The sequence below is a fragment of the Pseudomonas sp. B21-019 genome (genome assembly GCF_024749225.1).
In the GTDB taxonomy this organism is placed as follows: domain Bacteria; phylum Pseudomonadota; class Gammaproteobacteria; order Pseudomonadales; family Pseudomonadaceae; genus Aquipseudomonas.
The window spans coordinates 4,419,522-4,444,196 of the sequence record NZ_CP087193.1 but is presented as its reverse complement, the minus strand read 5'-3'; the positions used below and the strand labels follow the sequence as shown (position 1 = coordinate 4,444,196).

The window sequence follows — 24,675 nt, the reverse complement described above, 5'->3', positions numbered from 1 at the left end:
CAAAAAGTAGGTGGTTCCACGTTATTTTTCTAAGGTCGGCGCTCTGGTGTGGCGCCTTTTCTTGCTGCTGTAAAAAATCATCCATGCGGTCAGCTTTGGTGCTGTTAGCAAGAGCTGAGCCAAGGCTTTCAAAAAGCCAAAGAACGCCCGTTCGGCTGTTCGAAAACAGTCGATCGAGCGTTATTTTTGAATGCCTTGATACTGCCCAGAGCCGGGGTAAGTTGGCTTTCTGGTCAGGAATTAAATCCGGGCTTTTTTTTAGACCGGATTCGGGCGGCCGCGGAGAATACTGACTCCTTGGCCAGGTCTCAAGTGCCCCGCAACAGAGCACTGGCGACAGGTGTGGGGCACAGTTATGGGCGGTCAGCCCGGCGTCGCTGAACGACAGGCTTGTCGGGGTACGAATCATCTGTTGCTCCCTCTTGTTTTTATTGTTTTGTGGCGAGGGGGCTTGCCCCCGTTGGGGCGCGAAGCGGCCCCGGTATTTCCCCAGCCATACCTTGTCAGCAGGTTTTGCGACTGCTTCGCAGCCGAGCGGGGGCAAGCCCCCTCGCCACAGGGAGCGCCTTCACAGGTTCGATTAGTGCGTGTGGGCGTGGCAGTCGTTGACGGCTGCGCGTTCGTGACCGCCGAGGATGTTGAACAACAGGTTCAATGCCAGGGCGCTAAGCGTGGCCATGGCGATGCCGCTGTGGGTGATCGGGCTCATCCACATCGGCAGGTGCGCGAAAAACTCCGGACGCACCACCGGGATCAGCCCCATGCCGATGCTCACCGCCACCAGCAACTGGTTGCGCCGGTCACCGATGTCGGCTTCCTGAAGAATCTTGATCCCGGTGGCGGCGACCATGCCGAACATCGCGATTGCCGCACCGCCCAGTACCGCCGGCGGAATCGACGCCACCAGGAACGCGGCTTTCGGCAGCAGGCTCAGCACGATCAGTAAGCCGCCGGCGACGATGGTCACCGAGCGGCAACGCACGCCGGTCATCTGCACCAGGCCGATGTTCTGAGCGAATGAGGAGTGGGTGAAGGTGTTGAAGAAACCGGCGAAAAACGAAGCGCCGGCATCGCACAGCAAGCCGCGACGCAGCATCCGCGGCGTGACGTCCTGGCCGGTGATTTTGCCCAGCGCCAGGAACATCCCGGTGGACTCGACGAAGATGATTACTACCACCAGGCACATGGACAGAATCGGTGCGAGTTCGAATTTCGGCATGCCGAAATGCAGCGGGGTGACGATTTGCAGCCACGGCGCCTGGTCCATGCCGCTGAGGTCGACCATGCCGATCACGCCGCAAATCGCGTAACCCAGGCACATGCCGATCAGCACCGAAATGTTGACCCAGAATCCGGCCATGAAGCGATGGACCAACAGAATGGTGGACAGCACCAATGCGGCAACGGCCAGGTAGACAGGCGAACCGAATTGAGCCGCGCCAGCACCGCCACCGGCCCAGTTCACGGCGACGGGGAACAGCGACAAACCGATTGAGGTGATGACGGTGCCGGTCACCAGCGGCGGGAAGAAGCGTACGACCTTGGACATGAACGGTGCGATGAGCATGCCGAAGAAGCCGGCGGCGATGGTCGCGCCGAAAATCCCTTGCAGGCCGATGCCGGGCATCCCGGCCATGGCCACCATGCTGCCGACCGCGGCGAAACTGGCGCCCATCATCACCGGCATGCGGATGCCCATCGGGCCGATGCCCAGCGACTGGACGATGGTGGCGATGCCGGCAACCAGCAGGTCGGCGTTGATCAGGAAGGCGATTTCTTCACGGTTCAGGCCGGCGGCCTGCCCGATGATCAGCGGCACTGCAATGGCGCCGCCGTACATCAGCAGAACGTGTTGCAGACCGACCAGAATCAGTTGCACAAGGGGTAAACGTTGAATAGCGGGTGCGTCGGGGATGCGCGCTTCGGATAGCTCGGACATGCAACACCTCGGATCTTTTTTATTCTTGTGATTTTTGTATCAGGGGGACCTGTGGCGAGGGAGCTTGCTGTGGCGAGGGGGCTTGCCCCCGTTGGGCTGCGAAGCAGCCCCCAAACCCAACAATCGCGTTCTATCTAGAGGACCGCATCTGCAGGTTTTGCGACCGCTTCGCGGTCGAACGGGGCGGTGCGGCGCGCCGACAAGCCCCCTCGCCACACAAACCCTATCTCCACAATGGCTTATTACTTACTTGGTCGGAGCTCCCTGAACAATCCACGCGCCGATCAGGTCACGTTCCTGCTGGGTCATCTGGGTGATGTTGCCCAGTGGCATGATCTGGCTGGTGACCGCTTGAGCCTGGATGCGAGCGGCGTTTTGGTGGATCTGTTCTGGCGTATCGAACATCACGCCGGCCGGTGCGGCACTGAACAGCGGGCTGGTGGGTTTGGCCGAGTGACAGACCGCGCAACGTTCCTGAATGACGCTGTGAACCTTGTCGAACGTCGGGCCCTGATTCGAGGCTTGGGCCGGTGCAGCGGCGGGCGCATCAGGTTTCGCCGCTTCAGGTTTGGCACCACCGCCCAGGGCGGTTTCCGGCAGCGGCTGGTACTCGATGGTCCCAGGAGCCTTGGCCACTTCAGGTGCGCTGGACATCGGCGCCGGGCCGGTCACGTAGGCCAGGCAAATCATGCCGACCGCCGCAACGGGCAGGGTCCAGGCGAATTTGTGGCTGTCGTGACGGGTGTTGAAGTAGTGACGCACCAACACCGCCAGCACCGCGATCCCGGCCAGGATCAGCCAGTTGTACTGGCTGCCGTACGTGCTCGGGAAGTGGTTGCTGATCATGATGAACAGCACCGGCAAGGTGAAGTAGTTGTTGTGCCGCGAACGCAGCAAACCTTTGGCCGGCAGCGCCGGATCGGGCGTGCGGTTTTCGGCGATCGCTGCGACCAGGGCGCGCTGGGCTGGCATGATGATGCGGAACACGTTGCCGACCATGATGGTGCCGATGATCGCGCCGACGTGCAGGTAAGCACCACGACCGCTGAACACTTTGCTGAAGCCGTAGGCGGCGCCGATGATCAGCACGAACAGGATTGCGCCTAGCAGGGCAGGGCGTTTGCCCAGGGCCGAGTCGCAGAGGAAGGAGTAGATGAACCAGCTGATGAACAACGAGCCGAGGCCGATGGCCACGCCTTCAGGGCCGCTCAGGGTGCTGCCCGGAGCCAGCAGGTACAGCGTCGGGTTGGAGTAGAACACTACGCACAGCAGTGCGATCCCCGACAGCCAGGTGAAATAGGCTTCCCATTTGAACCAGTGCAGGTTGTCCGGCATGGTCGGTGGAGCCAGTTTGTATTTTTCCAGGTGGTAGATACCGCCGCCATGGATCGCCCACAAATCGCCCGCCAGCCCGTTTTTCGGGTTGACCCGATTGAGGTTGTTTTCCAGCCAGACGAAATAGAACGACGCGCCGATCCAGGCCACGCCAGTGATCATGTGAACCCAGCGCACGCTCAGGTTCAGCCATTCCAACAGATGTGCTTCCACAGTCTTTACCTCTCGCCTGTCACCCTTGTTGTCGAGTGATCAGACCTTCTCTTATTGGTGGGGGGCGAGGATCAAACACTCATCCTCTTGGAAAAAATGCTCATCGCAGTTATTGCCTGTGCCACTGCGATCAACCACCAGGAAGTCATCCCGCTTTTCGATCGTCAGCACCGGGTGGTGCCAGACGCCGCGATGGTAATTAATGCCCTGCCTGCCGTTGGTGACGAAGGCGCGGACCAAGCCTGATACAGGTGCATCGCCAAGTGGCGCGACCACGATCAGAAAGGGGTTGCCGAGCAGCGGAATGAACGCCTGGCTGCCCAGCGGATGACGCTCCAGCATGCGCACGGTCAGCGGCATGTCCTGCGCGTCGGCGCGGAAGATGCTGATGATCGCCTTGTCCTCTGGCGTGGCGGTTTCCACCGTCGCCAGTTTGTGGAAGCGCATGGTCGAACCGTTGTTGATCATGAAGTGATCGCTGCCGTCGGTTTCGATCACGTCACCGAAAGGGGCGAAGGCTTCTTTGGTCAGCGGTTCAATCGTCAATGTGCGCATGCTGGTCTTCTTATCCAAAATTCTGTGTTGTTTATTCTGCTTTTGTGGCGAGGGAGCTTGCTCCCGCTGGGCTGCGAAGCGGCCCCAAGAAAGATGGGAGCGCTACGCACTCCAGCGGGAGCAAGCTCCCTCGCCACAGGGTTCAACCTTATTTAGCGACCTTGCCCAAAACGCGCAGGCGGCTCACACCACCATCCGGGAACACGTTCAGGCGGATGTGGGTGATCGGGCCCAGCGCCTTGATCTGCTCGGCGAAGGTGTGTTCGGCGTGCATTTCCAGCTTCTGGCTTGGCAGCAGTTCGCGCCAGAACAGCGATTGGGTTTCGATCTGGCTGTCGGTACCGCCCTTCACGAATGCGCCCTGGATCGAGCAGCTGTCCGGGTAGTTGCCCTTGAAGTGCAGGGTGTCGACGATGACTTTCTCGACTTCACCCGCATGACCCAGCGCGACGATCACCCAGTCATTGCCCGGGGTACGACGACGTGCGGTTTCCCAGCCATCGCCCATGTTGATGCCACGGCCCGGGTTGAGGATGTTGCTCATGCGGCCGAAGTGTTCGTCGGAGCAGGCGAGGGCGCGACCGCCGTTCAGGGCTGCAGCCAGGTCGACTTGTTCGTTGTCGCCAACGGCCGACCAGTCGCGGAACGGGATGCCGTACACGCGCAGACGGGCCACGCCACCATCCGGATAGATGTTGAAGCGCAGGTGGCTGAACGCCTGGTCGTTATTGATTTCGTGGTAGTGGTGGCTGTTGCCCTGCAGCTCGACGGCCGACAGTACTTCAGTCCACTGGGTGTTTTCGTCCGGCTCGCCCGAGGCCAGGAAGCAGGCTTCCAGGGAGGCCGATGGCGGGTAGTTGCCGGTGAAGAATGAAGTGTCGATGTCCACGCCTTTGATCGAACCCGGTACGCCCAGACGGATCACCGCGCTGTCGTAGCCTTCGAAGCGCTTGCGGCGCGACTCCCAGCCGTCCATCCACTTGCCGTTGTCATCGAACACGCCCTCCTTCCACACGGCCGGGGTCGGCTGGAACAGACGGTTGGCGTCTGCGAACCAGTCATCGGTGACCGAGATGATTTTGGTGCCCAGACGGGCGTCGGCCAGGTTGACGAACTTCTCGAAAGGTACGGCGTAAGCTTTCATTCTTCTTGTCTGCCTTTAAATAAGTTGGCTTGGGATGCTTGCAGGGCCCGGGGCGTTTTTTGCGTTCGTCAACGTCGGGCCAGGCTTGCTATAGGGTCAGTAATCGGAACAACGCGATCTTGTTGATCTCCGCCAGCGCGCATTTGAATTCGGTGTCGACCGGGTTGTGAATGCGCGTTTCGAACGCCGCGAGGATCTGATGCCGGTTGCTGCCTTTTACCGCCATGATGAAGGGAAACTTGAACTTGGCCTTGTAGGCGTCGTTCAGCTCGGTGAAGCGCTCAAACTCTTCGGCCGTGCATTGGTGAATACCGGCGCCAGCTTGTTCATGGGTGCTGGCTTCGGTCAGTTGGCCCTGGACGGCAGCTTTGCCGGCCAGGTCCGGGTGCGCGTTGATCAGGGCCAGTTGGCTGGCGTGATCGGCGCTCAACAGGATGTCGCTCATGCGCTGGTGCAGGGTTTCGATCTGGTCGATCGAAGCGTCCTGGCCCAGGTCGAAGGCCTTCTCGGCCACCCATGGCGAGTGTTCGTAGATGTCGGCGAAGGCGGCGACAAACGCGTCGCGGCTCAGGGTCGATGGCTTCAGTGTCTGGAAGTGGCTCATTTGGCAGCCCCTTGATACGGATGGGTTTGCTGCCAGTGGCGAGCGATGTCGACGCGGCGGCTGAACCACACCTGTTCATGACTTTTAGCGTATTCGATAAAGCGCTTGAGCGAGGCCAGACGCGCCGGGCGGCCGATCAGCCGGCAGTGCAGGCCGATCGACAACATCTTCGGTGCCTCGGCGCCTTCGGCATACAGCACGTCGAAAGCGTCTTTCAGGTATTCGAAAAAGTCATCGCCCTTGTTGAAGCCCTGGACCTGGGTGAAGCGCATGTCGTTGGTGTCCAGGGTGTACGGGATCACCAAGTGCGGCTTGCCGGTCGGGTTGTTCGGTTCCCAGTAGGGCAGGTCGTCGTCGTAGGTGTCGCAGTCGTAGAGGAAACCGCCTTCTTCCATCACCAGTCGACGGGTGTTCGGGCCGGTGCGGCCGGTGTACCAGCCCAGCGGGCGCTCACCGGTGATTTCGGTGAGGATGCGGATCGCTTCGAGCATGTGCTCGCGTTCCTGCGCTTCGTCCATGTATTGGTAGTCGATCCAGCGATAGCCGTGGCTGCAGATCTCGTGGCCGGCCTCGACCATCGCGCGGATCACGTCCGGGTGACGCTGGGCGGCCATGGCCACGGCGAAGATGGTCAGCGGGATGTCGAATTCCTTGAACAGTTTCAGAATCCGCCAGACGCCGGCACGGCTGCCATACTCGTAAAGGGATTCCATGCTCATGTTGCGCTCGCCTTGCAGCGGCTGCGCCGAGACCATTTCCGAGAGGAAGGCTTCGGACTCTTTATCGCCGTGAAGGATATTGCGCTCGCCACCTTCCTCGTAGTTGAGCACAAAGGACAGGGCGATGCGGGCATTGCCCGGCCAGTGTGGGTGAGGAGGGTTACTGCCGTAACCGATCAGGTCGCGTGGGTAGTCAGCGCTCACTGCAGTCTTCCTTCTTGTTCGTGTCGACTTGTTCAAAGTCAGGGTGTGTGTGGCAGCCTGGCGATGAGAGGGCAGGCTGGCGTCACAGCGATGGAGTGATTGTATACAACTTTATATTCACTTTGTAAGCCTGATTTTTTGCATTTTTCACTGACTGCTCTCATTGGAGGGTACTGCAAGAAACCTGCCTGACTGGTCAGCTAATGGATAGAAGGTCCACTGATCTTATGGTTTGGCGCAAGATTCGCCTGCAAACCATGAATGCCATTGGTGGCAGTAAAAATGTCGTTTTTATTGTGTACAATTTTTTTGAAAAATGTCTTAATCAGTCGCTCGCCGCAACTTTTCGTGCTCCGGAACGGTGCGGTCTCCTTTTCAACTGACTTCGGGAGGCGCGAGGTCTGACTGCTCCACGCAGGCAGGCGCGCAGAATCAATGGGACGTTTGACTACACACGTTTTGGACGCTGCACACGGTTGCCCGGGCAGTTCGATCAAGGTCGAGCTGTACCGCGTCGAAAGCTCGCAGCTGGAACTGGTCGCCACGGTGCTCACCAACAGCGACGGCCGGGTCGATGCGCCGCTGCTGCAAGGCGATGACTACCGTACCGGGGTCTATCAGTTGCAATTTCATGCGGGCGATTACTACCGCGCCCGTGGCGTTCAGTTGCCTGAGCCTGCGTTCCTCGACGTGGTGGTGCTGCGGTTCGGCATCTCTGCCGAACAGGATCACTACCACGTGCCGTTGCTGATTTCGCCGTATAGCTATTCGACCTATAGAGGAAGCTAGGACTTTCCCCCCAAAAATCCTGCGCATATAGCTTCTTTGGTCTTTTGCCCGCTCACACTGCGGGCTTTTTTTTGCTTGTAGAAAAGTCAAAAGATCGCAGCCTTCGGCGGCGCCCACAGGCGCGTAGGAGCTGCCGAAGGCTGCGATCCTTTGATCTTGCTTTTACTCAACGGCTCAACAATGACGCCGCACCAGCCCCGCTGAACAACCCGGCACTGACCCGGTTAAACCAGCTCTGCCCCTTGCCACTGCGCAGATACCGCGCAGCACCATGAGCCCCCAGCCCATAAGCCAGCTTGCACAGCAGATCCAGCACGGTCCAGGTGGCAATCATCACCAGCAACTGCGGCAGGAACGGTTGTTCGGCACTCAAAAACTGCGGCAGGAACGCGGCAAAGAACAAAATGTCTTTCGGGTTGCTGGCGCCGAGCATGAATGCGCGCCCGAACAGTGCACGAAAGCGCGGCACCGGCGCAGCCTGGGGCACTTCAGCGCCCTGGGAGGGTTGGCGTGATTGCTGCCAGCTCTGCCAGGCGAGGTAGAACAGATACAGCGCACCGACGATTTTCAGGGTGCTGAACAGCTGTTCCGACGCCAGCAGCAATGCACCCAGGCCGAGCGCCGAAGCGCTGAGCAAGCAGATCGAGGCAAACACGCCCCCGAGAAACGCCGGGTAAGAACGGCGCAAACCGTAATTCAGACTGTTGCTGATCATCAGCAAAGACAGTGGCCCCGGTATCAGGATTACCACCAGCGCAGCGCCGCTGAACAGCAGCCAGGTTTCCAGACTCATCACTTTCCTCCCTATGCACAAAAGCCCCACCCGACGGGGTGAGGCTGGTTTGAAACGCGTACCGCGTGACGCTTACAAGAAGATGAACTTGGCGATGAAGATCGCGCAGAGCACCCACAGGCTCACCGAAATTTCCTTGTACTTACCGGTGCCGGCCTTCAGCGCCACGTAGGTGATGAAGCCCAGCGCGATGCCGTCGGCGACCGAGAAGGTCAGGGGCATCATGATCGCGGTGACGATCGCCGGAATGCTGTCGGTCGCTTCGTCCCATTCGATGTGCGCCATGCCGCCCATCATCAGCATCGCTACATAAATCAGCGCACCGGCGGTTGCATAAGCGGGGATCATGCCAGCCAGCGGTGCGAAAAACATTGCGGCAATAAATAGCACACCTACGGTCACGGCGGTAAGACCAGTCCGACCACCCGCTGCTACGCCAGCGGCACTTTCCACGTAACTGGTGACCGGCGGAACACCCACCACCGCCCCGAAAACGCTGGAGGCGCTGTCGGCTTTCATGGCGCGGGACAGGTTTTCGATCCGGCCGTCTGCGTTCACCAGGTTGGCGCGCTGGGCGACGCCCATCAAGGTGCCGGCGGTGTCGAACATGTGCACAAAGAGGAAGGCCAGCACCACGCTGATCATACTGACGTTGAACACGCCGGCGATGTTCATGGCCATCCAGGTCGGTGCCAGGCTTGGCGGGGCCGACATGATGCCCTCGTAGTGCACCAGGCCCAGGCCCCAGCCGGCGAGGGTCACGGTGATGATGCTGATGAGGATCGCGCCGAACACTTTGTGGTAGCTGAGCACGGCGATCATCAGGAAGCAGATGGCAGCCAGCAGCGGGCCGGGCTCGCGCAGGGAGCCGAGCTTGATCAGGGTGGCCGGGCTATCGACGACGATACCCGCGGTTTTCAGGCCAATCAGCCCCAGAAACAGCCCCACACCAGCGCCCATGGCAAAGCGCAGGCTCACCGGAATGCTATTGAGCAGCCATTCGCGAATCCGGGAAAAGGTCAGGAACATGAACAACACACCGGACACGAACACCGCGCCGAGGGCGGTTTCCCAGTTGTAGCCCATGGTGCCGACCACGGTGTAGGTGAAGAACGCGTTCAGGCCCATGCCCGGCGCCAGGCCCACCGGCCAGTTGGCGTACAGGCCCATCAACAGGCAACCCAGCGCGGCGGCGATGCAGGTGGCCACGAACGCGGCACCGTGATCGATCCCGGCGTCGGCCATGATGTTGGGGTTGACGAAGATGATGTAGGCCATGGTGATGAAGGTTGTCAGACCGGCGATCAGCTCGGTCTTCACCGTGGTGCCGTGCAAGCTGAGTTTGAAGATGCGCTCCAGCCAGCCATTGCGTAACGGCGGCGAGAGTTCCAGCGTCGAGGCTTCGGATTTGCGGCTTTCCACAGCGAGTACTCCTCAAGAGTTTTATTGTTATTTCCAGGGCCGGACCCATGAGGGTGGCAGCGACCCTTTGAGGTACTTGCGAATTTGTTGACCTGATGGTCAGGAACTCGCACGAAGCGAATTATGCTTTTGTATACAAATAAAGCAAATAATGTTTTTGATTTTGTAGACGAAAAAAATGGCAGGCGGGGTATATAGATATGAAATGTGATGTGTAGCGAGTTTTTTGTGGCGAGGGAGCTTGCTCCCGCTGGGGCGCGCAGCGGCCCGACTCAGGCGGTGGCAATTTTTCAGGCGTACTGGCGTTATCGTTCTTTGCGACTGCTGCGCAGCCGAACGGGAGCAAGCTCCCTCGCCACAGTCAGGTGTCGTCCCGGTCAACTCTGGTTACTTCCCCCAGCGCCAGATTCACCGCCAACCACCCATTCACCGCCGTCTCCCCAGCCTCGGCAAACACCCGCTCGAGCAATTTCACCTGCTCGCGCCGCAACGACTGCTCGAACCGCGCGCCTTCCACGGTCAGTTCCAGCAGCCGCTTACGCTTGTCGGTCTGGGACGCGACGCTGTTCACCAAGTGCATTTCCACCAACTGCCGCAGCGGAATGTTCAGCGCCTGCTTGGTCACGCCGAGCAACGCCAGCAACTCCTTGACGCTCAGGTTCGGATAACGCGCGATGAAAAACACGATGCGCTGATGCACCCGGCTCAAGCCGCGACGCTCGAGCATTTCATCAGCCTTGGCGGTGAAGGCCTGATAGCCGAAGAAAAACGCTTCCATGGCTTGTTGCTGGGTGGTGGGGTTTTTAAGGTCAAGCATGTTGACGTATCCGCTCGGTCTGTCGTAATTTCGGTCAATCAGTTTGACTCATTTTCCTCAGGCCTCGCTACCGGTGACCCCCATGGCTTTTTCCGAACGTGTCTCGCGCCTTAAAAGTTCTTTGATCCGTGAAATCCTCGCCGCCGCCCAGCGTCCGGAAGTGATGTCGTTCGCCGGCGGTTTGCCAGCCGAAGCCATGCTGCCGAAAGTCGAGTGGGCGGACATGCCGCTGTCCATGGGCCAATACGGCATGAGCGAAGGCGAGCCGGCGTTGCGTGAAGCGTTGGCGGCCGAAGCCCGGGCGTTGGGCGTGCCGTGCGAAGCGAGTCAGGTGCTGGTGGTCAGCGGTTCGCAACAAACCCTCGATCTGGCGGCCAAGCTCCACATCGACAAAGGCACCGAAATTCTGCTCGAGGCGCCGACCTACCTGGCGGCGTTGCAGATTTTCCAGCTGTTTGGCGCCGACTGCATCACCGTCCCGCTGGAGGCCGATGGCCCGAACCTGGCGCAACTGCGCAGCCGTCTGGAACAACACAAGCCAGCGTTCATCTACCTGATCCCGACGTTTCAGAATCCGTCGGCGGTGCGTTACAGCGAAGCCAAGCGCGACGCGGTGGCAGCGTTGCTCGATGAATTTGGCGTGACCCTGATCGAAGACGAACCCTACCGCGAACTGACCTTCGACGGCGGCAGCGCCACGCCGATCGTCAGCCGCTTGACCAAGGCCAGCTGGATCTACACCGGCACCGTGTCGAAAACCCTGTTGCCGGGCCTGCGGGTTGGTTACTTGATTGCCAGTCCGGACCTGTTCCCGCATTTGCTACGGCTCAAGCAATCGGCCGATCTGCACACCAACCGCATCGGGCAGTGGCAAGCGCTGCAATGGATCGGTACTGAAAAGTACCAGCAGCACCTGGGCGAGTTGCGGGACTTCTACCGGGTTCGTCGGGATGCGTTCCAGTCAGCACTGGAAAGGCATTTTTCCGATCTGGCGGATTGGAACGTGCCGCAGGGTGGGCTGTTTTTCTGGCTGACGCTCAAGCAGCCGCTGGATACCCGCACGCTGCTCAAAGCGGCGCTGGCAGCAGATGTGGCGTTCATGCCGGGCGAACCGTTTTTCCCTGAGCCGGATAACAACCCCGGCCATCTGCGGCTGAATTTCAGCCACATTGACCCGGCAAGGCTGGACGAAGGGCTCAAGCGATTGGCGGCGGTGGTGCGTCAGGCCCTGGCGGCAGAAGCGGCCTGAGGCTGTTGGTGGGAGAGGGTGCAGAAACGAATAAACCGGCCAATCGGCCGGTTTATTTTTGTCTGGATTTTGCGGTGTTTACACCGGTGCAACAGAGGCGTCAGACCGCAGCAAACCGCTTATCCAGATAATCAATGATCACCTTGGACTCATACATCCAGGTGGTCTGGCCATTTTCTTCGATGCGCAGGCACGGCACCTTGATCTTGCCGCCTTGCTCCAGCAGGGCCTGGCGATCCTGTTCGTTGTTCTTGGCATCGCGCAAGGCCACCGGAACGTTCAGGCGACGCAGGGTGCGGCGGGTTTTCACGCAGAACGGGCAGGCGTGGAACTGATACAGCGTCAGGTCCTTGGCGGCCGCTTCCACTTGGGCCTGAGCGGCGGCGGGGCGCTGCTTCTTACCTGGACGGGTGATGAAGTCGATGAAGATGATCAGTTGGCCGAGGCCGATACGAAGCGCTTTGACGAACACGGTATAAGTCTCTCAGGGCAAACAGAAGGCGCGCAGCTTACCTGATTTTTCGCAGGCGAAAAAAAACCGGCGATCAGTGCCGGTTTTCTTCGTGCTGCGAATTACTTGATCAGGCTGAGAAACTCGCTGCGGGTGGCGGCGTTTTCGCGGAACTCACCGAGCATCACCGAGGTGATCATCGTCGAATTCTGTTTCTCCACACCGCGCATCATCATGCACATGTGCTTGGCCTCGATCACCACCGCCACGCCCAGGGCGCCGGTGACTTGCTGGACCGCGTCGGCGATCTGGCGGCTGAGGTTTTCCTGGATCTGCAGGCGGCGGGCGTACATATCGACGATCCGCGCGACTTTCGACAGTCCCAGTACCTTGCCGCTCGGGATGTAGGCAACGTGCGCCTTGCCGATGAACGGCAGCAGGTGATGCTCGCACAACGAGTAGAGCTCGATGTCCTTGACCAGCACCATCTCGCTGTTGTCGGAGCTGAACAAGGCACCGTTGGTGACCTCTTCCAGCGTCTGTTCATAACCGCGGCAGAGGTACTGCATGGCTTTGGCGGCACGTTTTGGCGTGTCGAGCAGGCCCTCGCGGGACACGTCCTCGCCCAATTGGCCGAGAATCGCGGTGTAATTCTGTTCCAGGGACATGAAACTACCTGTGGGATTTTACGCAAAGGGCAAGGGTACGGTGGCAAACACGGCGCTGCAAGCGTGAAGCGACAGCTTTACTCGTCACGACCTTCCATCATGGTTCGTTTAAGCATCACGTAAACCGCTCCAGCGCCGCCGTGTTTCGGCTGGCACGAGGTGAAGCCGAGCACCTGTGGATGCTGACGCAGCCAAGTGTTGACGTGACTCTTGATCATCGGCCGCTTGCCGTCCAGACGCACGGCTTTGCCGTGGGTGACGCGCACGCAGCGGATTTCGAATTTAGTTGCTTCGGCCAGAAACGCCCAGAGGGTTTCACGGGCCTTTTCCACGTTCATGCCATGCAGGTCAAGGCTGCCTTCGAACGGAATCTGTCCGATCTTGAGCTTGCGCATCTGGCTTTCCTGAACACCGTCACGCGCCCACATCAGCTCGTCTTCCGGGCCGACATCAATCACAAACTGATCGGACAGCCCGTCAACGGTGGTCGCATCGGTGCGCACAGTGGCGGCCTGGCGCAGCTTGGCGATTTGCGCGCGGTCGGCCTTGGGTTTGCCGGTTTCGGCGCGATCGTGCTTGATCGGCTTGACGCCTTGGATCGCGCTTTTGAACAGGGAAAAATCGTCGTCTTGCATGTCAGCCTCCGCGAAGGGGGGCAGTTTACCCAAGTCGGAGCGCTATCCATAACAATTGAGGCCCGTCAAAACGCCGGGCCTTTGATTCAGTCGTGTTTTTTCATCAGGTGCGGGGCTATGTTCAGTTCTCGCGACTGGCGCGAACGGCGACGGCAGCGGCGCCATAGCAACACGCCGAGGTACAGCACGAACACGCCCACCGCCAGAATGATCGACGAGCCCAGCGGGCTGGCATTCAACTCGCCCAACGCCGGTGGCCGCCCCAGCAGGCTGGCCGCGCCGGCCATCGCCAGCAATACGCCGCACATCGCCAGCAGGGCAGCGAACGCTGCGCCGAAGCGAAATCGCCAGTTGCGTTGGCCCTTGGGCCGCAAGCGGCGTGCATCAAAACCATCGGATAACTTCATTCCGACCTTCCTCAATGGGTATCGGCCCTTCGACCGGGAGTTGACCGGGATGTTCCTGAGGCTAGGGCAATTACGGCAAATGAGAGGCTTTTGCGGATGAGCGGCGGTATGGGCCGCTCATCGACGGTCGATCAGATCAGATCAGATCGCGGGTCAGGGCGAGGGTGGCGAAGTTGTCCGCCATGATCGCCATTTCGGTCTGCTGAACGTGTTCGGCGCTGAGGATCCCGCCCTTGCAAGGCAAATCCCGCGTCGCGCAGGCGTCTTCCACCAGGGTGCAGCGAAAGCCCAGGTTCTTCGCCGCACGCACGGTGGTGCTGACGCTGGAGTGACTCATGAAACCGCAAACGATCAGGTCGAGCGAGCCCAGTTGTTGCAGGCGATCGTACAGTTCGGTGCCGTGAAACGCGCTTGGCAGCAATTTGCCGATGACGGTTTCGTCGCCCTGTGGCTCCAGGCCCGGGATGAACTCACCGCGTTCGCCCTGGGGATCGAACAGCCCACCGACGGTGCCGAGGTGACGCACATGCACGATTGGCCGACCGGCTGCACGGGCAGCGGCCAGCAGGTGTTTGATGTTCGCGACGGCAGCATCCATGCCGCTCAGGGCCAGCGGACCACTGAGGTATTCTTTCTGGGCATCGATGATGACTAGGGTCGCATGACCCAGATTGGCCGCTGCGTAACCACGGCCGCTGAGTTGAAACATCGTTTTTGGAACGGACATTCTGGGGCTCCTTCGGGTGGGGCTTTTGCGACATTCTCCTCTGGCTGAGCGCTTCTGTGAATCGCTACCATCGTAGGCACCGCCGTTGCTGGCTCGCAGCCTTGTCAAGATACTCGTTCTGTTCAATAGCTCGCTGAAAAAATAGAAGAGTCCTACATCTGATACGGTGTTTTTCCTGCGTCGTCGTGGCGCCGTTTGGCTGTTAGAATCGCCAGTCGTTTTTTCTGGAGTTTATCCCGTGACCACTTCCCGACTTCGTACCCTGCGTGACCATATCCGTTGGGCCGTCAGCCGCTTCCATGGGGAGGATCTGTTTTTCGGCCATGGGACCGACAACGCCTGGGACGAAGCCCGCCAACTGGTATTGGGCGCGTTGCACTTGCCGTGGGAAATCGCCGACAGCTATCTGGACTGCCGTCTGGAAGACGACGAACTGGCCCATTTGCAAAACTTGCTCAAGCGCCGTATCGAAGAGCGCATTCCGACCGCTTACCTGCTGGGCGAGGCCTGGTTCTGTGGCTTGTCGTTCATCGTCGACGAACGCGTACTGATCCCGCGTTCGCCGATTGGCGAGCTGATCGAAAAGCGTTTCGAGCCGTGGCTGGGCGCCGAACCTGCGCGCATTCTCGACTTGTGCACCGGTTCCGGTTGCATCGGTATTGCCTGTGCCTATGAGTTCCAGAACGCCGAAGTGGTTTTGGCTGACCTGTCGTTCGAAGCATTGGAAGTGGCTAACCAGAACATCGAGCGCCACGGTGTCGACGAGCGCGTGTTCACCGTTCAGGGCGATGGTTTCGATGGTTTGCCAGGGCAACGTTTCGACCTGATCGTGTCGAACCCGCCTTACGTCGATGCGGAAGATTTCGCCGACATGCCGGACGAATATCAACACGAACCCGAGCTGGGCCTGGCCTGTGGCGACGACGGTTTGAATCTGGTGCGCCGCATGCTCGCCGAAGCGGCGGATCATCTGACCGAGAAAGGTTTGTTGATCGTCGAGGTGGGTAACAGCCAGGTTCACGTCGAGGCGTTGTACCCGGAAGTCGATTTCGCCTGGCTGGAGTTCGAGCGCGGTGGGCATGGGGTGTTCATGCTGACAGCCGAGCAGTGCCGCGATCATCAGGCGCTGTTCGCTTCTCGCGTCTGACCCCTTATAAAAGCAAAAGATCGCAGCCTTCGGCAGCTCCTACAGGTGTATACCGAACCAATGTAGGAGCTGCCGAAGGCTGCGATCTTTTCTTGCGACTAACGCCGGTTTACCGGTGCGTGGCAATCCAGATCAACAACCCCGCCTGAAACACCGCAAACGCCACCAGACAGGTAATGGTAAAACGCAGTCCAGCGTCTTCACGCTTGTACTTGCTGACCTTTTCTTCGTGTTTCTTCAGTTTGACTTCCTGTTCCGCCAGGTTCTGCTCGGCTTGCTGGAGCATCTGCGCGGCTTCGAGGATTTCCACCTGTTGCAGCTTTTCGCTGTTCCAGTCGCCCAGCAAATCACCGATCTGCACCTCTTTGACGCTGCCCTTCAAATGCTGGGCATCGGCGTAGGCCACGTCAAAACCGTGCACCCGCAGAAAGTGGTCGCGGCGCAGGCGCGTGTCTTCGTTCAACGCGTCCTTGTTGTTCAGGTCGGTGCCGTCGACGGTGTAGGCGGGCCATCGTTTCTTTGCCCACGTGACACCCTGAGATGCCATATAGCGCCCGATGCCACGGTTCATCGGCTCTATCTGCAAGCCGCTTTCCGGAGCGAAATGCACGCGTTTGGCGGCGTGATCGACCCACACATCCAGATGATTCTGTTCTTTGCGTACCCGTTGGCCTGGCAGCTTGATGGCCATGCGCAGCAGGCTGTGCTCCTTGCTGTTGCGTTCGGCGTAACCGAATTCGACAAAGCGCAGCGGTCGGCCGCCGGTGTTACGGTCGGTTTGCAACGGCGCCAGGCGGAGCATTTTGTGGTGCTCGACGTGGACGTCCGCCCACGGCAGCTCGACCGCTGGCGGTGTGTCTTTTTCAGCGGTGGAGTCGGGTGAAGTCTGGGTATCAGTCATAACGGCGAGATCCTGTCCAAGCCCTGTTGCCGCCAGTCATAGCGCTGGCGACAAAGGCTTATCGGCCGTTTTTTTCAGGACTGGAGCTTAACTGGGGCGAAGTCCGTCAATAAATCCGAGGATTCGTGCGCCGAGTTCCGCCGCCAGGGGCAATTGCGGATCTTTATAGGAGGCCAATTGCCGCTTCACGTCGTTGGGCACGATGCGCATGACGTGGTTCATGCCTTCGATTAGTGCCAGTTCGGCGTCCGGTTTGGCGGCTTTGAGCGCCCTGGCGTCACCCACGCCGACCTGGATGTCGTTGCTGCCCTGAATGATCAGTGCCGGCATCGTCAGGTTAGCGAAGGCTGCCGCCGGGTCCTGGCGGAACAGCGAAATCAGGTACGGCTGCACGCTGGGGCGGAAAATCACCTGCAACTGCGGCGGCACGTTGTCGTCAGTGTGGCCGGCCTTGAGGCTGTCTAGCAGTTCATTGCTGCGCAGCATCAAGGCTGGCGGCAGGCGATTGCTCAACTGCTGGCGCAGCACTTGATCGATCGGCCGGGCGCTGCCGGACAGGGAAATCACCGCCGCGGCGTCGACACTTGGCGCCGCCAGGCTTGCAATCAACGCACCTTCGCTGTGGCCCAGCAAAATCAGTTTGCCCAGGCGCGGGTCGGCCTTGAGCTTCTGCCCCCAGGCCACGGCATCGGCCACATAGGCTTCCACCGACAGATTGCGTTCATCCGGCGTTGCCGCAAGGCTCGCCGCCACGCCGCGTTTGTCGTAACGCACACTGGCGATGTTGTGTTTGGCCAGCACCCAGGCCAGCCGTTTGAGGCTGTCGTTGCGCCCGCCGTCGGGGTTGTTTCCGTCACGATCCGTGGGACCGGAGCCGGAAATGATCAGGACGACCGGTACCGGCGTGTCGGACTTGGGCAGCAACAGCGAGCCGAAAAGCTCGCCACTGCCGGTGTCCAGGGTGATCGGGCGTTGCAGGACTGAAGCCTGTACAAAACCGGTAAACAGGGTAAGGCTCAAGGCTAGAACTCGCAGCATCATCACGCCATCATCAACAAGGTGCCGGTTGGACTCGCAGGCACCCATAAGGTTCGAGGATGAACTACTTGGGTAGCCTGCGTATACTGGCGCGCATTACGTATTTTAGGTTCGATTTCACGGAGCGTCCTGCATGTCCGGCAATACCTACGGCAAGCTGTTCACTGTCACCACCGCGGGCGAAAGCCATGGTCCGGCGTTGGTCGCCATTGTCGATGGCTGCCCGCCGGGCCTGGAGATCTCCCTTGAGGACCTGCAGCGCGACCTGGACCGCCGCAAGCCCGGCACCAGCCGCCACACCACCCAGCGCCAGGAAGCCGACGAAGTCGAGATCCTTTCCGGCGTGTTCGAAGGCCGCACCACCGGTTGCGCCATCGGCCTGTTGATCCGCAACACCGACCAGAAGTCCAAGGACTACTCGGCGATCAAGGATCTGTTCCGTCCGGCCCACGCCGACTACACCTACCACCACAAATACGGTGAGCGCGATTACCGCGGCGGCGGTCGCAGTTCGGCCCGTGAAACCGCCATGCGCGTAGCCGCCGGCGCGATTGCCAAGAAATACCTGGCCACCCAGGGCATCGTCATTCGTGGCTACATGAGCCAGCTCGGCCCGATCGAAATCCCGTTCAAGACCTGGGATTCGGTGGAAGAGAACGCTTTCTTCAGTCCCGACCCGGACAAAGTGCCGGAGCTGGAAGCCTATATGGACCAGTTGCGTCGGGACCAGGATTCGGTCGGCGCGAAGATCACCGTGGTCGCCGAAGGCGTGATGCCGGGCCTCGGCGAGCCGATCTTCGACCGCCTCGACGCCGAACTGGCCCATGCGCTGATGAGCATCAACGCGGTCAAGGGCGTGGAAATCGGTGCCGGTTTTGCCAGCATCGCCCAGCGTGGCACTGAACACCGCGATGAAATGACCCCGGAAGGTTTCCTCAGCAACAACTCCGGCGGCATTCTCGGTGGCATTTCGTCGGGTCAGCCGATCGTTGCGCACCTGGCGCTCAAGCCTACATCGAGCATCACCACGCCGGGCCGTTCCATCGATATCCATGGCAACCCGGTGGAGGTCGTCACCAAGGGCCGTCACGACCCGTGCGTCGGCATCCGCGCCACGCCAATCGCCGAAGCGATGATGGCCATCGTGCTGATGGACCACTTGCTGCGTCACCGCGGGCAGAACGCCGATGTGCGCGTGAGCACTCCGGTGTTGGGGCAGCTTTAATGGCTGATCTGAAAGCCGCTACAGTCTGATGGCAGCGGCGGCGCTCCCGTACTGGCGGCTTTCCAGCTTCTACCTGTTCTATTTCGCCTTGCTCGGTTCGACAGCGCCGTTTCTGGCGCTGTACTTCGATCATCTGGGCTTCAGCGCCGCACGCATTGGCGAACTGGTGGCGATCCCGATGCTGATGCGTTGCGTGGCGCCGAATATCTGGGGCTGGCTCGGTGACTACACCGGGCGACGGCTGGCCATCGTGCGTTTCGGCGCCGCCTGCACCTTGCTGACCTTCTCACTGATTTTCGTCAGCAAAAGCTACGCGTGGCTGGCGATGGTCATGGCCTTGCACGCGTTCTTCTGGCACGCGGTATTGCCGCAGTTCGAGGTCATCACCCTGGCTCATTTGCGGGGGCAGACCTCGCGCTACAGTCAGATTCGCCTGTGGGGTTCCATCGGTTTCATCATCACCGTGGTGGCGCTGGGCCGATTGTTCGAATGGCTCAGCCTCGACATTTACCCGGTGGCACTGGTGCTGATCATGGCCGGGATCGTCGTCAGCAGCTTGTGGGTGCCCAACGCGCAACCAGTTCAGGGTGAACGGTTGGCGGGGGACGGATTCCTCCAGCAATTGCGCAACCCCGGAGTATTGGCGTTTTACGCGTGCGTGGCGCTGATGCAGATGAGTCACGGGCCGTATTACACCTTTCTGACCTTGCACCTTGAGCGACTCGGTTACAGTCGCGGGCTGATCGGCATGCTCTGGGCGGTCGGCGTGGTCGCCGAAGTCTTGATGTTTCTGTTCATGAGCAAGATTCTCGCGCGCTTCTCGGTACGCCGGGTGCTGCTGGCGAGTTTCCTGCTGGCGGCTTTGCGTTGGTTGTTGCTCGGCTCGTTTGCCGAGTTTCTTTGGGTGTTACTGTTCGCCCAGGTGCTGCACGCCGCCACCTTCGGCAGCTTTCACGCCGCTGCCATCCAGTTCGTGCAACGTAGCTTCGGCGCGCGCCAGCAAGGGCAGGGCCAGGCGTTGTATGCGGCGCTGGCCGGCACCGGCGGTGCACTGGGCGCGTTGTATTCCGGCTACAGCTGGAATGCCCTCGGCGCCACATTGACCTTTAGTATTGCCAGCCTCGCAGCCTTTGCCGCTGCCGTTATCATTGCCACACGTATGCAAGAGGACAGGCCATGAGCCTTACCCGTGAACACCTCGCCCAGGAAATCATCGATGCCGGGCGCTTTCTGTATGGTCGCGGCTGGTCGCCGGCCACCAGCAGCAATTACTCGACCCGCCTGTCGCCGACCGAAGCCTTGCTGACCGTGTCCGGCAAGCACAAGGGCCAACTGGGCCCGGACGATGTGCTGGCCACCGACTTGTCAGGCAACAGCCTGGAGCCAGGCAAGAAGCCGTCCGCCGAAACCTTGTTGCACACCCAGCTCTATAGCTGGCGTCCGGAGATCGGCGCGGTGCTGCACACCCATTCGGTGAACGCCACGGTGCTGTCGCGCCTGACGCCGGAAGATTTCATCGAGTTCGAAGACTACGAACTGCAAAAGGCCTTCAGCGGCGTTTCGACTCACGAGTCCCGCGTTCGCGTGCCGATTTTCGACAATGACCAGGACATTGCGCGGCTGGCCGCCAAGGTGCAGCCTTGGCTCGACGCCCATCCTGATTGCGTCGGTTACCTGATTCGCGGTCATGGCCTCTACACGTGGGGCGCGCGCATGAGCGACGCACTGCGGCAGATCGAGGCTTTTGAATTTTTGTTCGAGTGCGAGTTGAAGACGCGCTCGCTCTTTAACCGTAATGCATGAACTGTTAAGGAGTTGCCCTGATGAGCAGCCTGTCCGTTTACCACGTCTCAAGCCCTGACATTCCGAACAAGGTGCTGACCCACTTTGAAGACATCGCCTCGACCCTGGCCGAGCAGGGCGTGCGTTTCGACCGTTGGCAAGCCGCAGCGAAAATCCAGCCTGGCGCCAGTCAGGAAGAAGTGATCGCCGCGTACCAGGAGCAAATCGACAAGCTGATGACCGAGCGCGGTTACATCACCGTCGATGTGGTCAGCCTGAACAGCGATCACCCGCAAAAAGCCGAGTTGCGTGCCAAGTTCCTCGATGAGCACCGTCATGGCGAAGACGAAGTGCGATTTTTCGTCGCTGGCCGTGGCTTGTTCACCCTGCACATCGACGATTACGTGTACGCCGTGCTCTGCGAGAAGAACGACCTGATCTCGGTGCCTGCCGGCACAAAGCACTGGTTCGACATGGGTGAAAACCCGCATTTCGTCGCAATCCGCCTGTTCAACAACCCCGAAGGCTGGGTGGCCAACTTCACCGGCGATGACATCGCCAGCCACTTCCCGTGTCTTGAGGACTGAACCGATGCCGATCAAAGCGATTCTCACCGACATCGAAGGCACCACCAGCGCGGTGAGTTTTGTGTTCGACGTGTTGTTTCCGTACGCGGCCAAACACCTGCCGGACTTCGTTCGCGAAAATGCCGAACGTGCTGACGTCGCCGAACAGCTTGCCGCCGTTCGTCGTGACAGCGGTGAACCACAAGCCGACGTCGAGCGGGTTATCGAAAACCTCTTGGGCTGGATCGCCGAAGACCGCAAGGCCACGCCGCTCAAGGCGTTGCAAGGCATGGTCTGGGAGCAGGGGTATCAGGCCGGGCAGTTGAAGGGTCATGTTTACCCGGACGCCGTTGAAGCGCTGAAACGCTGGCATCAGGAAGGCTATCAACTGTTTGTTTATTCCTCTGGGTCGATTCAGGCGCAAAAACTGATTTTCGGTTGTTCGGAGGCGGGGGATCTGTCGCCACTGTTCAGTGGCTATTTCGACACCACTTCAGGGCCCAAGCGCGAAGCGCAGTCCTACCAGCGCATCACCCAGGCGATTGGTGTCGAGGCTTCGCAGATTCTGTTTCTGTCCGACATCGTTCAGGAACTGGACGCGGCGCACACGGCCGGCATGGCAACCTGTGGCCTGGCCCGCGAGGGCGGGGAATTGGCAGGGCATGTGACGGTGGACAGTTTTGCCGGGATCAATCCTTCTGCCTTTTAAGCATCAGCCGTAGAAACAACTCAGGCCGTGAAGCGAAAGCTCTCACGGCCTGATCGTTTATAGCGCTGTTACGGGTTACGCCGAGTGATAGGTCGGCAGCGCGAACCGTTGCTGGCTTTGCAGCATGGAAATCTGCGGCAGTTCACTGGCCTGTTCGGCGACGTCACGGCGAATCGCGCTGATGACCCATGACAGCTGATCGCCGGCATGCAATTGCTGGTAGGAAATCGAACGTTTGAAGACTTTACCGTCGTGGCTGCGCAGGGTCAGCAGAATGCCGCCATCCGGCCGGGGCTGGGTGGTCACTTCGAAGTTGGAGAACAGCGACGAAAATTTTTCCTGGATCAGGCTCATGTCTATCAGCTCCATTTTGTGCTTGAAGGGCAACATGGAGGGGTAGTTGCAGTGATTGTGCCAGCACCTATATTTTTAAAATTTCATATAAATCAGTAAGTTATATTTTTATGATTTTTTGGCTTTCGTGCAATTTGCATGAATGGCCATCGTGCATCCTGCATTTTGCGAGATCGGCGACAATTGGACGGAACCAATTGCAACGCCGGAGTTCCGGCTTCCCAAGTATTCGGCTGTGGATACAAAACATTGCAAAAACCGCGTGTACAGCTCAAGAAGCCCTGACGTATTTTCGGCCTCAATCAACGCCACCCGACAATAAGAAGATCGAACGGGAGCAACCATGAGCCGCACGCTGCACGACACGATTACCTGGGGCATGATGCTCCGCAAGCTGCCTTCCATTGCCAAAGCCATCCCTCGCGTGGTGAAGGGCATGAAAGTCGCCAACGTCAAGGACCCGACCCAACCGTGTGGTCTCGGCTGGAGCTTCGAGCAGGCGACGTTGCGCAATCCCGATGGCCCGGCATTGCTGCAGGGCGACGTGATACTCACTTATGCACAGGCCAATCAGTGGGCCAATCGCATCGCCCATCACCTGATTGCCCAAGGCATCGGCAAGGGCGATGTGGTCGCGGTGTTTATCGAGAACCGTGTGGAACTGCTGGTGACGATATTGGCGGTGGCCAAGGTCGGTGCGATCAGCGCCTTGCTGAATACCTCCCAGACCCGCGATACCCTGGTTCATAGCCTGAATCTGGTGGCGCCTGTAGGGATTGTGGTCGGAGAAGAGCTGGTTCCGGCCTTCAATGCGGTCCGCGAGCGGGTGGCCATCGATGTGGCGCGCACCTGGTTTGTCGCCGATCAAGACACTGACCGTGATCCGGGCAAAACGCCCGATGGTTTCATTAACCTGATGGCGGCCAGCTGCGACGCGCCCAGTGACAATCCCGTCAGCAGCCGGCAGGTTTTTTTCGACGACCCTTGTTTCTATATCTACACCTCGGGCACTACCGGGTTGCCCAAGGCCGGGGTGTTCAAACACGGCCGCTGGATGCGCAGCTCCGCCAGCTTCGGGCTGATCGCCCTGGACATGCAGCCGCAGGACGTCGTCTATTGCACCTTGCCGCTGTACCACGCCACCGGGCTTTGCGTGTGCTGGGGCTCGGCGATCAGCGGGGCGTCGGGGTTTGCCATCCGCCGCAAGTTCAGCGCCAGCCAGTTCTGGAGCGACGTGCGCAAATACCGGGCGACCACCCTCGGGTACGTTGGCGAATTGTGTCGCTACCTGGTGGATCAACCGCGTAGCGTCGACGACAGTCGGCACAGCGTGAGGAAGATGATCGGCAATGGTCTGCGCCCCGGCGCGTGGAGCGAGTTCAAGACGCGGTTTGCCGTCGACCATATCTGCGAGCTGTACGCCGCCAGCGACGGCAATATCGGCTTCACCAACATCCTCAACTTCGACAACACCATTGGCTTTTCCCTGATGTCCTGGGAGCTGGTGGCGTACGACCACGACAGCGGCGCCCCCACGCGGGATGCCAAGGGGTTCATGCGCAAAGTGGCCAAGGGCGAGCAGGGGCTGTTGTTGGCGAGGATCGACGATAAGGCGCCTCTGGACGGCTACACCGATCCGCAGAAGACCGCAAAAGTGGTGCTCCACGATGTGTTCGTGAAGGGCGACCGTTACTTCAATACCGGTGACCTGCTGCGCAACATCGGTTTCGGTCACGCGCAGTTTGTCGATCGCTTGGGGGACACCTACCGCTGGAAGGGCGAAAACGTCTCTACCACCGAGGTCGAGAACATCCTGTTGCAACACCCGCACATCGCCGAAGCCGTGGCCTATGGCGTGGAAATCCACAATACCAACGGGCGGGCGGGAATGGCGGCCATTACACCGGCCGAATCCCTGGCGACCCTGGATTTCAGTGAGTTGCTGGCGTTCGCCAGGCAACAAATGCCGGCCTATGCGGTGCCACTGTTCCTGCGGGTGAAAGTGAAAATGGAAACCACCGGGACCTTCAAATACCAGAAGACCCGGCTCAAGGACGAAGCCTTCGATCCGAGCAAAACCGGCGATGACCCGATTTATGCCTGGCTGCCGGGCACCGAAACCTACGTGCGAGTCACCGAGCAGGTGCTGGCGGATATTTACGGAGGCAGGCATCGCTATTGAAAGGGTCGCTATTGAATATCGCTATGACCGTCCATGAGAAAAAACAAGTGACAGGTTCCGGAACGCTCGGGAAACTATCGGCTTTCCGATTGACCGAATG

Annotated in this window: 26 protein-coding genes; 9 read left to right on the top strand and 17 right to left on the bottom strand. The window is 59.8% G+C overall.

The features are described 5' to 3' along the window. Positions 1-580: 580 nt before the first annotated feature. The 6 genes from LOY36_RS19645 to puuE all read right to left on the bottom strand — a co-directional run bounded on the left by LOY36_RS19645 (position 581) and on the right by puuE (position 6,713). Positions 581-1,939, bottom strand: a complete 1,359-nt coding sequence (locus LOY36_RS19645) for a nucleobase:cation symporter-2 family protein (RefSeq protein ID WP_258670312.1) — start codon at positions 1,937-1,939, stop codon at positions 581-583. Positions 1,940-2,185: 246 nt separating this feature from the next. Then, on the bottom strand, positions 2,186-3,487 hold the full coding sequence (locus LOY36_RS19640; protein ID WP_258670311.1) for a urate hydroxylase PuuD: 1,302 nt from the start codon (positions 3,485-3,487) through the stop codon (positions 2,186-2,188). Between the two features lie 51 nt (positions 3,488-3,538). Beyond that, on the bottom strand, positions 3,539-4,042 hold the full coding sequence (locus LOY36_RS19635) for an ureidoglycolate lyase (protein WP_018925187.1): 504 nt from the start codon (positions 4,040-4,042) through the stop codon (positions 3,539-3,541). A gap of 148 nt (positions 4,043-4,190) precedes the next feature. Beyond that, entirely contained in the window at positions 4,191-5,186 is a 996-nt protein-coding gene (gene alc / locus LOY36_RS19630; protein ID WP_007940834.1) for an allantoicase, read from the bottom strand. 88 nt (positions 5,187-5,274) lie between these two features. Then, positions 5,275-5,790 carry a 2-oxo-4-hydroxy-4-carboxy-5-ureidoimidazoline decarboxylase gene (uraD, locus tag LOY36_RS19625; RefSeq protein WP_258670307.1) on the bottom strand — a complete coding sequence of 172 codons (516 nt, stop codon included), beginning with the start codon at positions 5,788-5,790 and terminating at the stop codon, positions 5,275-5,277. Further along, positions 5,787-6,713 (bottom strand): allantoinase PuuE, encoded by a 927-nt coding sequence (gene puuE / locus LOY36_RS19620; RefSeq protein ID WP_007940832.1) that lies wholly within the window; start codon positions 6,711-6,713, stop codon positions 5,787-5,789. The genes uraD and puuE overlap by 4 nt, the downstream gene beginning before the upstream one ends. A 435-nt stretch (positions 6,714-7,148) precedes the next feature. Between puuE and uraH the strand changes: the two genes are divergently transcribed. Further along, complete coding sequence (gene uraH / locus LOY36_RS19615; RefSeq protein ID WP_019648215.1) at positions 7,149-7,502, top strand: hydroxyisourate hydrolase; 354 nt, start codon at positions 7,149-7,151, stop codon at positions 7,500-7,502. Positions 7,503-7,668: 166 nt separating this feature from the next. On the opposite strand, the gene LOY36_RS19610 is transcribed toward uraH, so the two are convergent. The 3 genes from LOY36_RS19610 to LOY36_RS19600 all read right to left on the bottom strand — a co-directional run bounded on the left by LOY36_RS19610 (position 7,669) and on the right by LOY36_RS19600 (position 10,534). Then, complete coding sequence (locus LOY36_RS19610; RefSeq protein ID WP_258670303.1) at positions 7,669-8,295, bottom strand: LysE family translocator; 627 nt, start codon at positions 8,293-8,295, stop codon at positions 7,669-7,671. A gap of 72 nt (positions 8,296-8,367) precedes the next feature. Further along, positions 8,368-9,717 (bottom strand): NCS2 family permease, encoded by a 1,350-nt coding sequence (locus tag LOY36_RS19605; protein ID WP_019648216.1) that lies wholly within the window; start codon positions 9,715-9,717, stop codon positions 8,368-8,370. 361 nt (positions 9,718-10,078) lie between these two features. Further along, a complete protein-coding gene (locus LOY36_RS19600) occupies positions 10,079-10,534 on the bottom strand; it encodes a MarR family winged helix-turn-helix transcriptional regulator (protein WP_019648217.1) in 456 nt (151 codons plus the stop codon). 82 nt (positions 10,535-10,616) lie between these two features. Here LOY36_RS19600 and LOY36_RS19595 point away from each other — a divergent pair, with 82 nt between their 5' ends. After that, a complete protein-coding gene (locus LOY36_RS19595; protein WP_258670298.1) occupies positions 10,617-11,783 on the top strand; it encodes a PLP-dependent aminotransferase family protein in 1,167 nt (388 codons plus the stop codon). 100 nt (positions 11,784-11,883) lie between these two features. On the opposite strand, the gene LOY36_RS19590 is transcribed toward LOY36_RS19595, so the two are convergent. From LOY36_RS19590 to LOY36_RS19570, 5 genes are all read right to left on the bottom strand, one after another. Continuing rightward, a complete protein-coding gene (locus tag LOY36_RS19590; RefSeq protein ID WP_258670296.1) occupies positions 11,884-12,255 on the bottom strand; it encodes a glutathione S-transferase N-terminal domain-containing protein in 372 nt (123 codons plus the stop codon). A gap of 101 nt (positions 12,256-12,356) precedes the next feature. Next, complete coding sequence (gene folE / locus LOY36_RS19585) at positions 12,357-12,902, bottom strand: GTP cyclohydrolase I FolE (protein WP_007988130.1); 546 nt, start codon at positions 12,900-12,902, stop codon at positions 12,357-12,359. Positions 12,903-12,979: 77 nt separating this feature from the next. Beyond that, positions 12,980-13,537 (bottom strand): Smr/MutS family protein, encoded by a 558-nt coding sequence (locus LOY36_RS19580; protein WP_008005647.1) that lies wholly within the window; start codon positions 13,535-13,537, stop codon positions 12,980-12,982. An 86-nt stretch (positions 13,538-13,623) separates the two neighbouring features. Further along, the gene (locus LOY36_RS19575) at positions 13,624-13,944 is read right to left on the bottom strand and encodes a hypothetical protein (protein WP_019579704.1); all 321 of its coding nucleotides are present in this window, start codon (positions 13,942-13,944) and stop codon (positions 13,624-13,626) included. Positions 13,945-14,080: 136 nt separating this feature from the next. Further along, the gene (locus tag LOY36_RS19570; RefSeq protein ID WP_007940817.1) at positions 14,081-14,671 is read right to left on the bottom strand and encodes a cysteine hydrolase family protein; all 591 of its coding nucleotides are present in this window, start codon (positions 14,669-14,671) and stop codon (positions 14,081-14,083) included. 238 nt (positions 14,672-14,909) lie between these two features. On the opposite strand from LOY36_RS19570, the gene prmB reads away from it, so the two are divergent. Further along, positions 14,910-15,818 carry a 50S ribosomal protein L3 N(5)-glutamine methyltransferase gene (prmB, locus tag LOY36_RS19565; protein WP_258670292.1) on the top strand — a complete coding sequence of 303 codons (909 nt, stop codon included), beginning with the start codon at positions 14,910-14,912 and terminating at the stop codon, positions 15,816-15,818. Between the two features lie 109 nt (positions 15,819-15,927). Here prmB and LOY36_RS19560 read toward each other — a convergent pair whose 3' ends face one another. Continuing rightward, positions 15,928-16,719, bottom strand: a complete 792-nt coding sequence (locus LOY36_RS19560; RefSeq protein WP_258670289.1) for a hypothetical protein — start codon at positions 16,717-16,719, stop codon at positions 15,928-15,930. Positions 16,720-16,806: 87 nt separating this feature from the next. Beyond that, positions 16,807-17,805: an alpha/beta hydrolase gene (locus LOY36_RS19555; protein WP_019648221.1), complete on the bottom strand. Its 999-nt coding sequence runs from the start codon at positions 17,803-17,805 to the stop codon at positions 16,807-16,809. An 85-nt stretch (positions 17,806-17,890) separates the two neighbouring features. Here LOY36_RS19555 and aroC point away from each other — a divergent pair, with 85 nt between their 5' ends. From aroC to mtnC, 5 genes are read left to right on the top strand one after another with little or no spacing between them, the layout of a single operon-like run. Beyond that, positions 17,891-18,982 (top strand): chorismate synthase, encoded by a 1,092-nt coding sequence (gene aroC / locus LOY36_RS19550; RefSeq protein ID WP_019648222.1) that lies wholly within the window; start codon positions 17,891-17,893, stop codon positions 18,980-18,982. 28 nt (positions 18,983-19,010) lie between these two features. Next, entirely contained in the window at positions 19,011-20,162 is a 1,152-nt protein-coding gene (locus tag LOY36_RS19545; RefSeq protein WP_258670284.1) for an MFS transporter, read from the top strand. Further along, positions 20,159-20,785 (top strand): methylthioribulose 1-phosphate dehydratase, encoded by a 627-nt coding sequence (locus tag LOY36_RS19540; RefSeq protein WP_019579710.1) that lies wholly within the window; start codon positions 20,159-20,161, stop codon positions 20,783-20,785. The genes LOY36_RS19545 and LOY36_RS19540 overlap by 4 nt, the downstream gene beginning before the upstream one ends. Before the next feature lie 20 nt (positions 20,786-20,805). After that, on the top strand, positions 20,806-21,351 hold the full coding sequence (locus LOY36_RS19535; RefSeq protein WP_018925203.1) for an acireductone dioxygenase: 546 nt from the start codon (positions 20,806-20,808) through the stop codon (positions 21,349-21,351). Positions 21,352-21,355: 4 nt separating this feature from the next. Further along, positions 21,356-22,039, top strand: coding sequence for an acireductone synthase (gene mtnC / locus LOY36_RS19530; RefSeq protein WP_258670281.1), 684 nt, complete (start codon positions 21,356-21,358; stop codon positions 22,037-22,039). A 75-nt stretch (positions 22,040-22,114) separates the two neighbouring features. Here mtnC and LOY36_RS19525 read toward each other — a convergent pair whose 3' ends face one another. After that, positions 22,115-22,393: a DUF3509 domain-containing protein gene (locus LOY36_RS19525; RefSeq protein ID WP_018925205.1), complete on the bottom strand. Its 279-nt coding sequence runs from the start codon at positions 22,391-22,393 to the stop codon at positions 22,115-22,117. A gap of 343 nt (positions 22,394-22,736) precedes the next feature. Here LOY36_RS19525 and LOY36_RS19520 point away from each other — a divergent pair, with 343 nt between their 5' ends. Then, positions 22,737-24,575 carry a long-chain-acyl-CoA synthetase gene (locus LOY36_RS19520; protein WP_258670280.1) on the top strand — a complete coding sequence of 613 codons (1,839 nt, stop codon included), beginning with the start codon at positions 22,737-22,739 and terminating at the stop codon, positions 24,573-24,575. Positions 24,576-24,675: the final 100 nt, after the last annotated feature.

Bases quoted from the DNA above. Each gene is read 5' to 3' on its own strand.
- aroC (WP_019648222.1), top strand. From the start codon at position 17,891: ATGTCCGGCAATACCTACGGCAAGCTGTTCACTGTCACCACCGCGGGC.
- folE (WP_007988130.1), bottom strand. From the start codon at position 12,902: ATGTCCCTGGAACAGAATTACACCGCGATTCTCGGCCAATTGGGCGAG.
- LOY36_RS19525 (WP_018925205.1), bottom strand. From the start codon at position 22,393: ATGAGCCTGATCCAGGAAAAATTTTCGTCGCTGTTCTCCAACTTCGAA.
- LOY36_RS19535 (WP_018925203.1), top strand. From the start codon at position 20,806: ATGAGCAGCCTGTCCGTTTACCACGTCTCAAGCCCTGACATTCCGAAC.
- LOY36_RS19520 (WP_258670280.1), top strand. From the start codon at position 22,737: ATGAGCCGCACGCTGCACGACACGATTACCTGGGGCATGATGCTCCGC.
- LOY36_RS19580 (WP_008005647.1), bottom strand. From the start codon at position 13,537: ATGCAAGACGACGATTTTTCCCTGTTCAAAAGCGCGATCCAAGGCGTC.
- mtnC (WP_258670281.1), top strand. From the start codon at position 21,356: ATGCCGATCAAAGCGATTCTCACCGACATCGAAGGCACCACCAGCGCG.
- LOY36_RS19635 (WP_018925187.1), bottom strand. From the start codon at position 4,042: ATGCGCACATTGACGATTGAACCGCTGACCAAAGAAGCCTTCGCCCCT.
- LOY36_RS19560 (WP_258670289.1), bottom strand. From the start codon at position 16,719: ATGACTGATACCCAGACTTCACCCGACTCCACCGCTGAAAAAGACACA.
- uraD (WP_258670307.1), bottom strand. From the start codon at position 5,790: ATGAGCCACTTCCAGACACTGAAGCCATCGACCCTGAGCCGCGACGCG.
- LOY36_RS19570 (WP_007940817.1), bottom strand. From the start codon at position 14,671: ATGTCCGTTCCAAAAACGATGTTTCAACTCAGCGGCCGTGGTTACGCA.
- uraH (WP_019648215.1), top strand. From the start codon at position 7,149: ATGGGACGTTTGACTACACACGTTTTGGACGCTGCACACGGTTGCCCG.
- LOY36_RS19575 (WP_019579704.1), bottom strand. From the start codon at position 13,944: ATGAAGTTATCCGATGGTTTTGATGCACGCCGCTTGCGGCCCAAGGGC.
- LOY36_RS19540 (WP_019579710.1), top strand. From the start codon at position 20,159: ATGAGCCTTACCCGTGAACACCTCGCCCAGGAAATCATCGATGCCGGG.
- LOY36_RS19545 (WP_258670284.1), top strand. From the start codon at position 19,011: ATGGCAGCGGCGGCGCTCCCGTACTGGCGGCTTTCCAGCTTCTACCTG.
- LOY36_RS19600 (WP_019648217.1), bottom strand. From the start codon at position 10,534: ATGCTTGACCTTAAAAACCCCACCACCCAGCAACAAGCCATGGAAGCG.
- LOY36_RS19645 (WP_258670312.1), bottom strand. From the start codon at position 1,939: ATGTCCGAGCTATCCGAAGCGCGCATCCCCGACGCACCCGCTATTCAA.
- LOY36_RS19555 (WP_019648221.1), bottom strand. From the start codon at position 17,805: ATGGGTGCCTGCGAGTCCAACCGGCACCTTGTTGATGATGGCGTGATG.
- alc (WP_007940834.1), bottom strand. From the start codon at position 5,186: ATGAAAGCTTACGCCGTACCTTTCGAGAAGTTCGTCAACCTGGCCGAC.
- LOY36_RS19610 (WP_258670303.1), bottom strand. From the start codon at position 8,295: ATGAGTCTGGAAACCTGGCTGCTGTTCAGCGGCGCTGCGCTGGTGGTA.
- LOY36_RS19595 (WP_258670298.1), top strand. From the start codon at position 10,617: ATGGCTTTTTCCGAACGTGTCTCGCGCCTTAAAAGTTCTTTGATCCGT.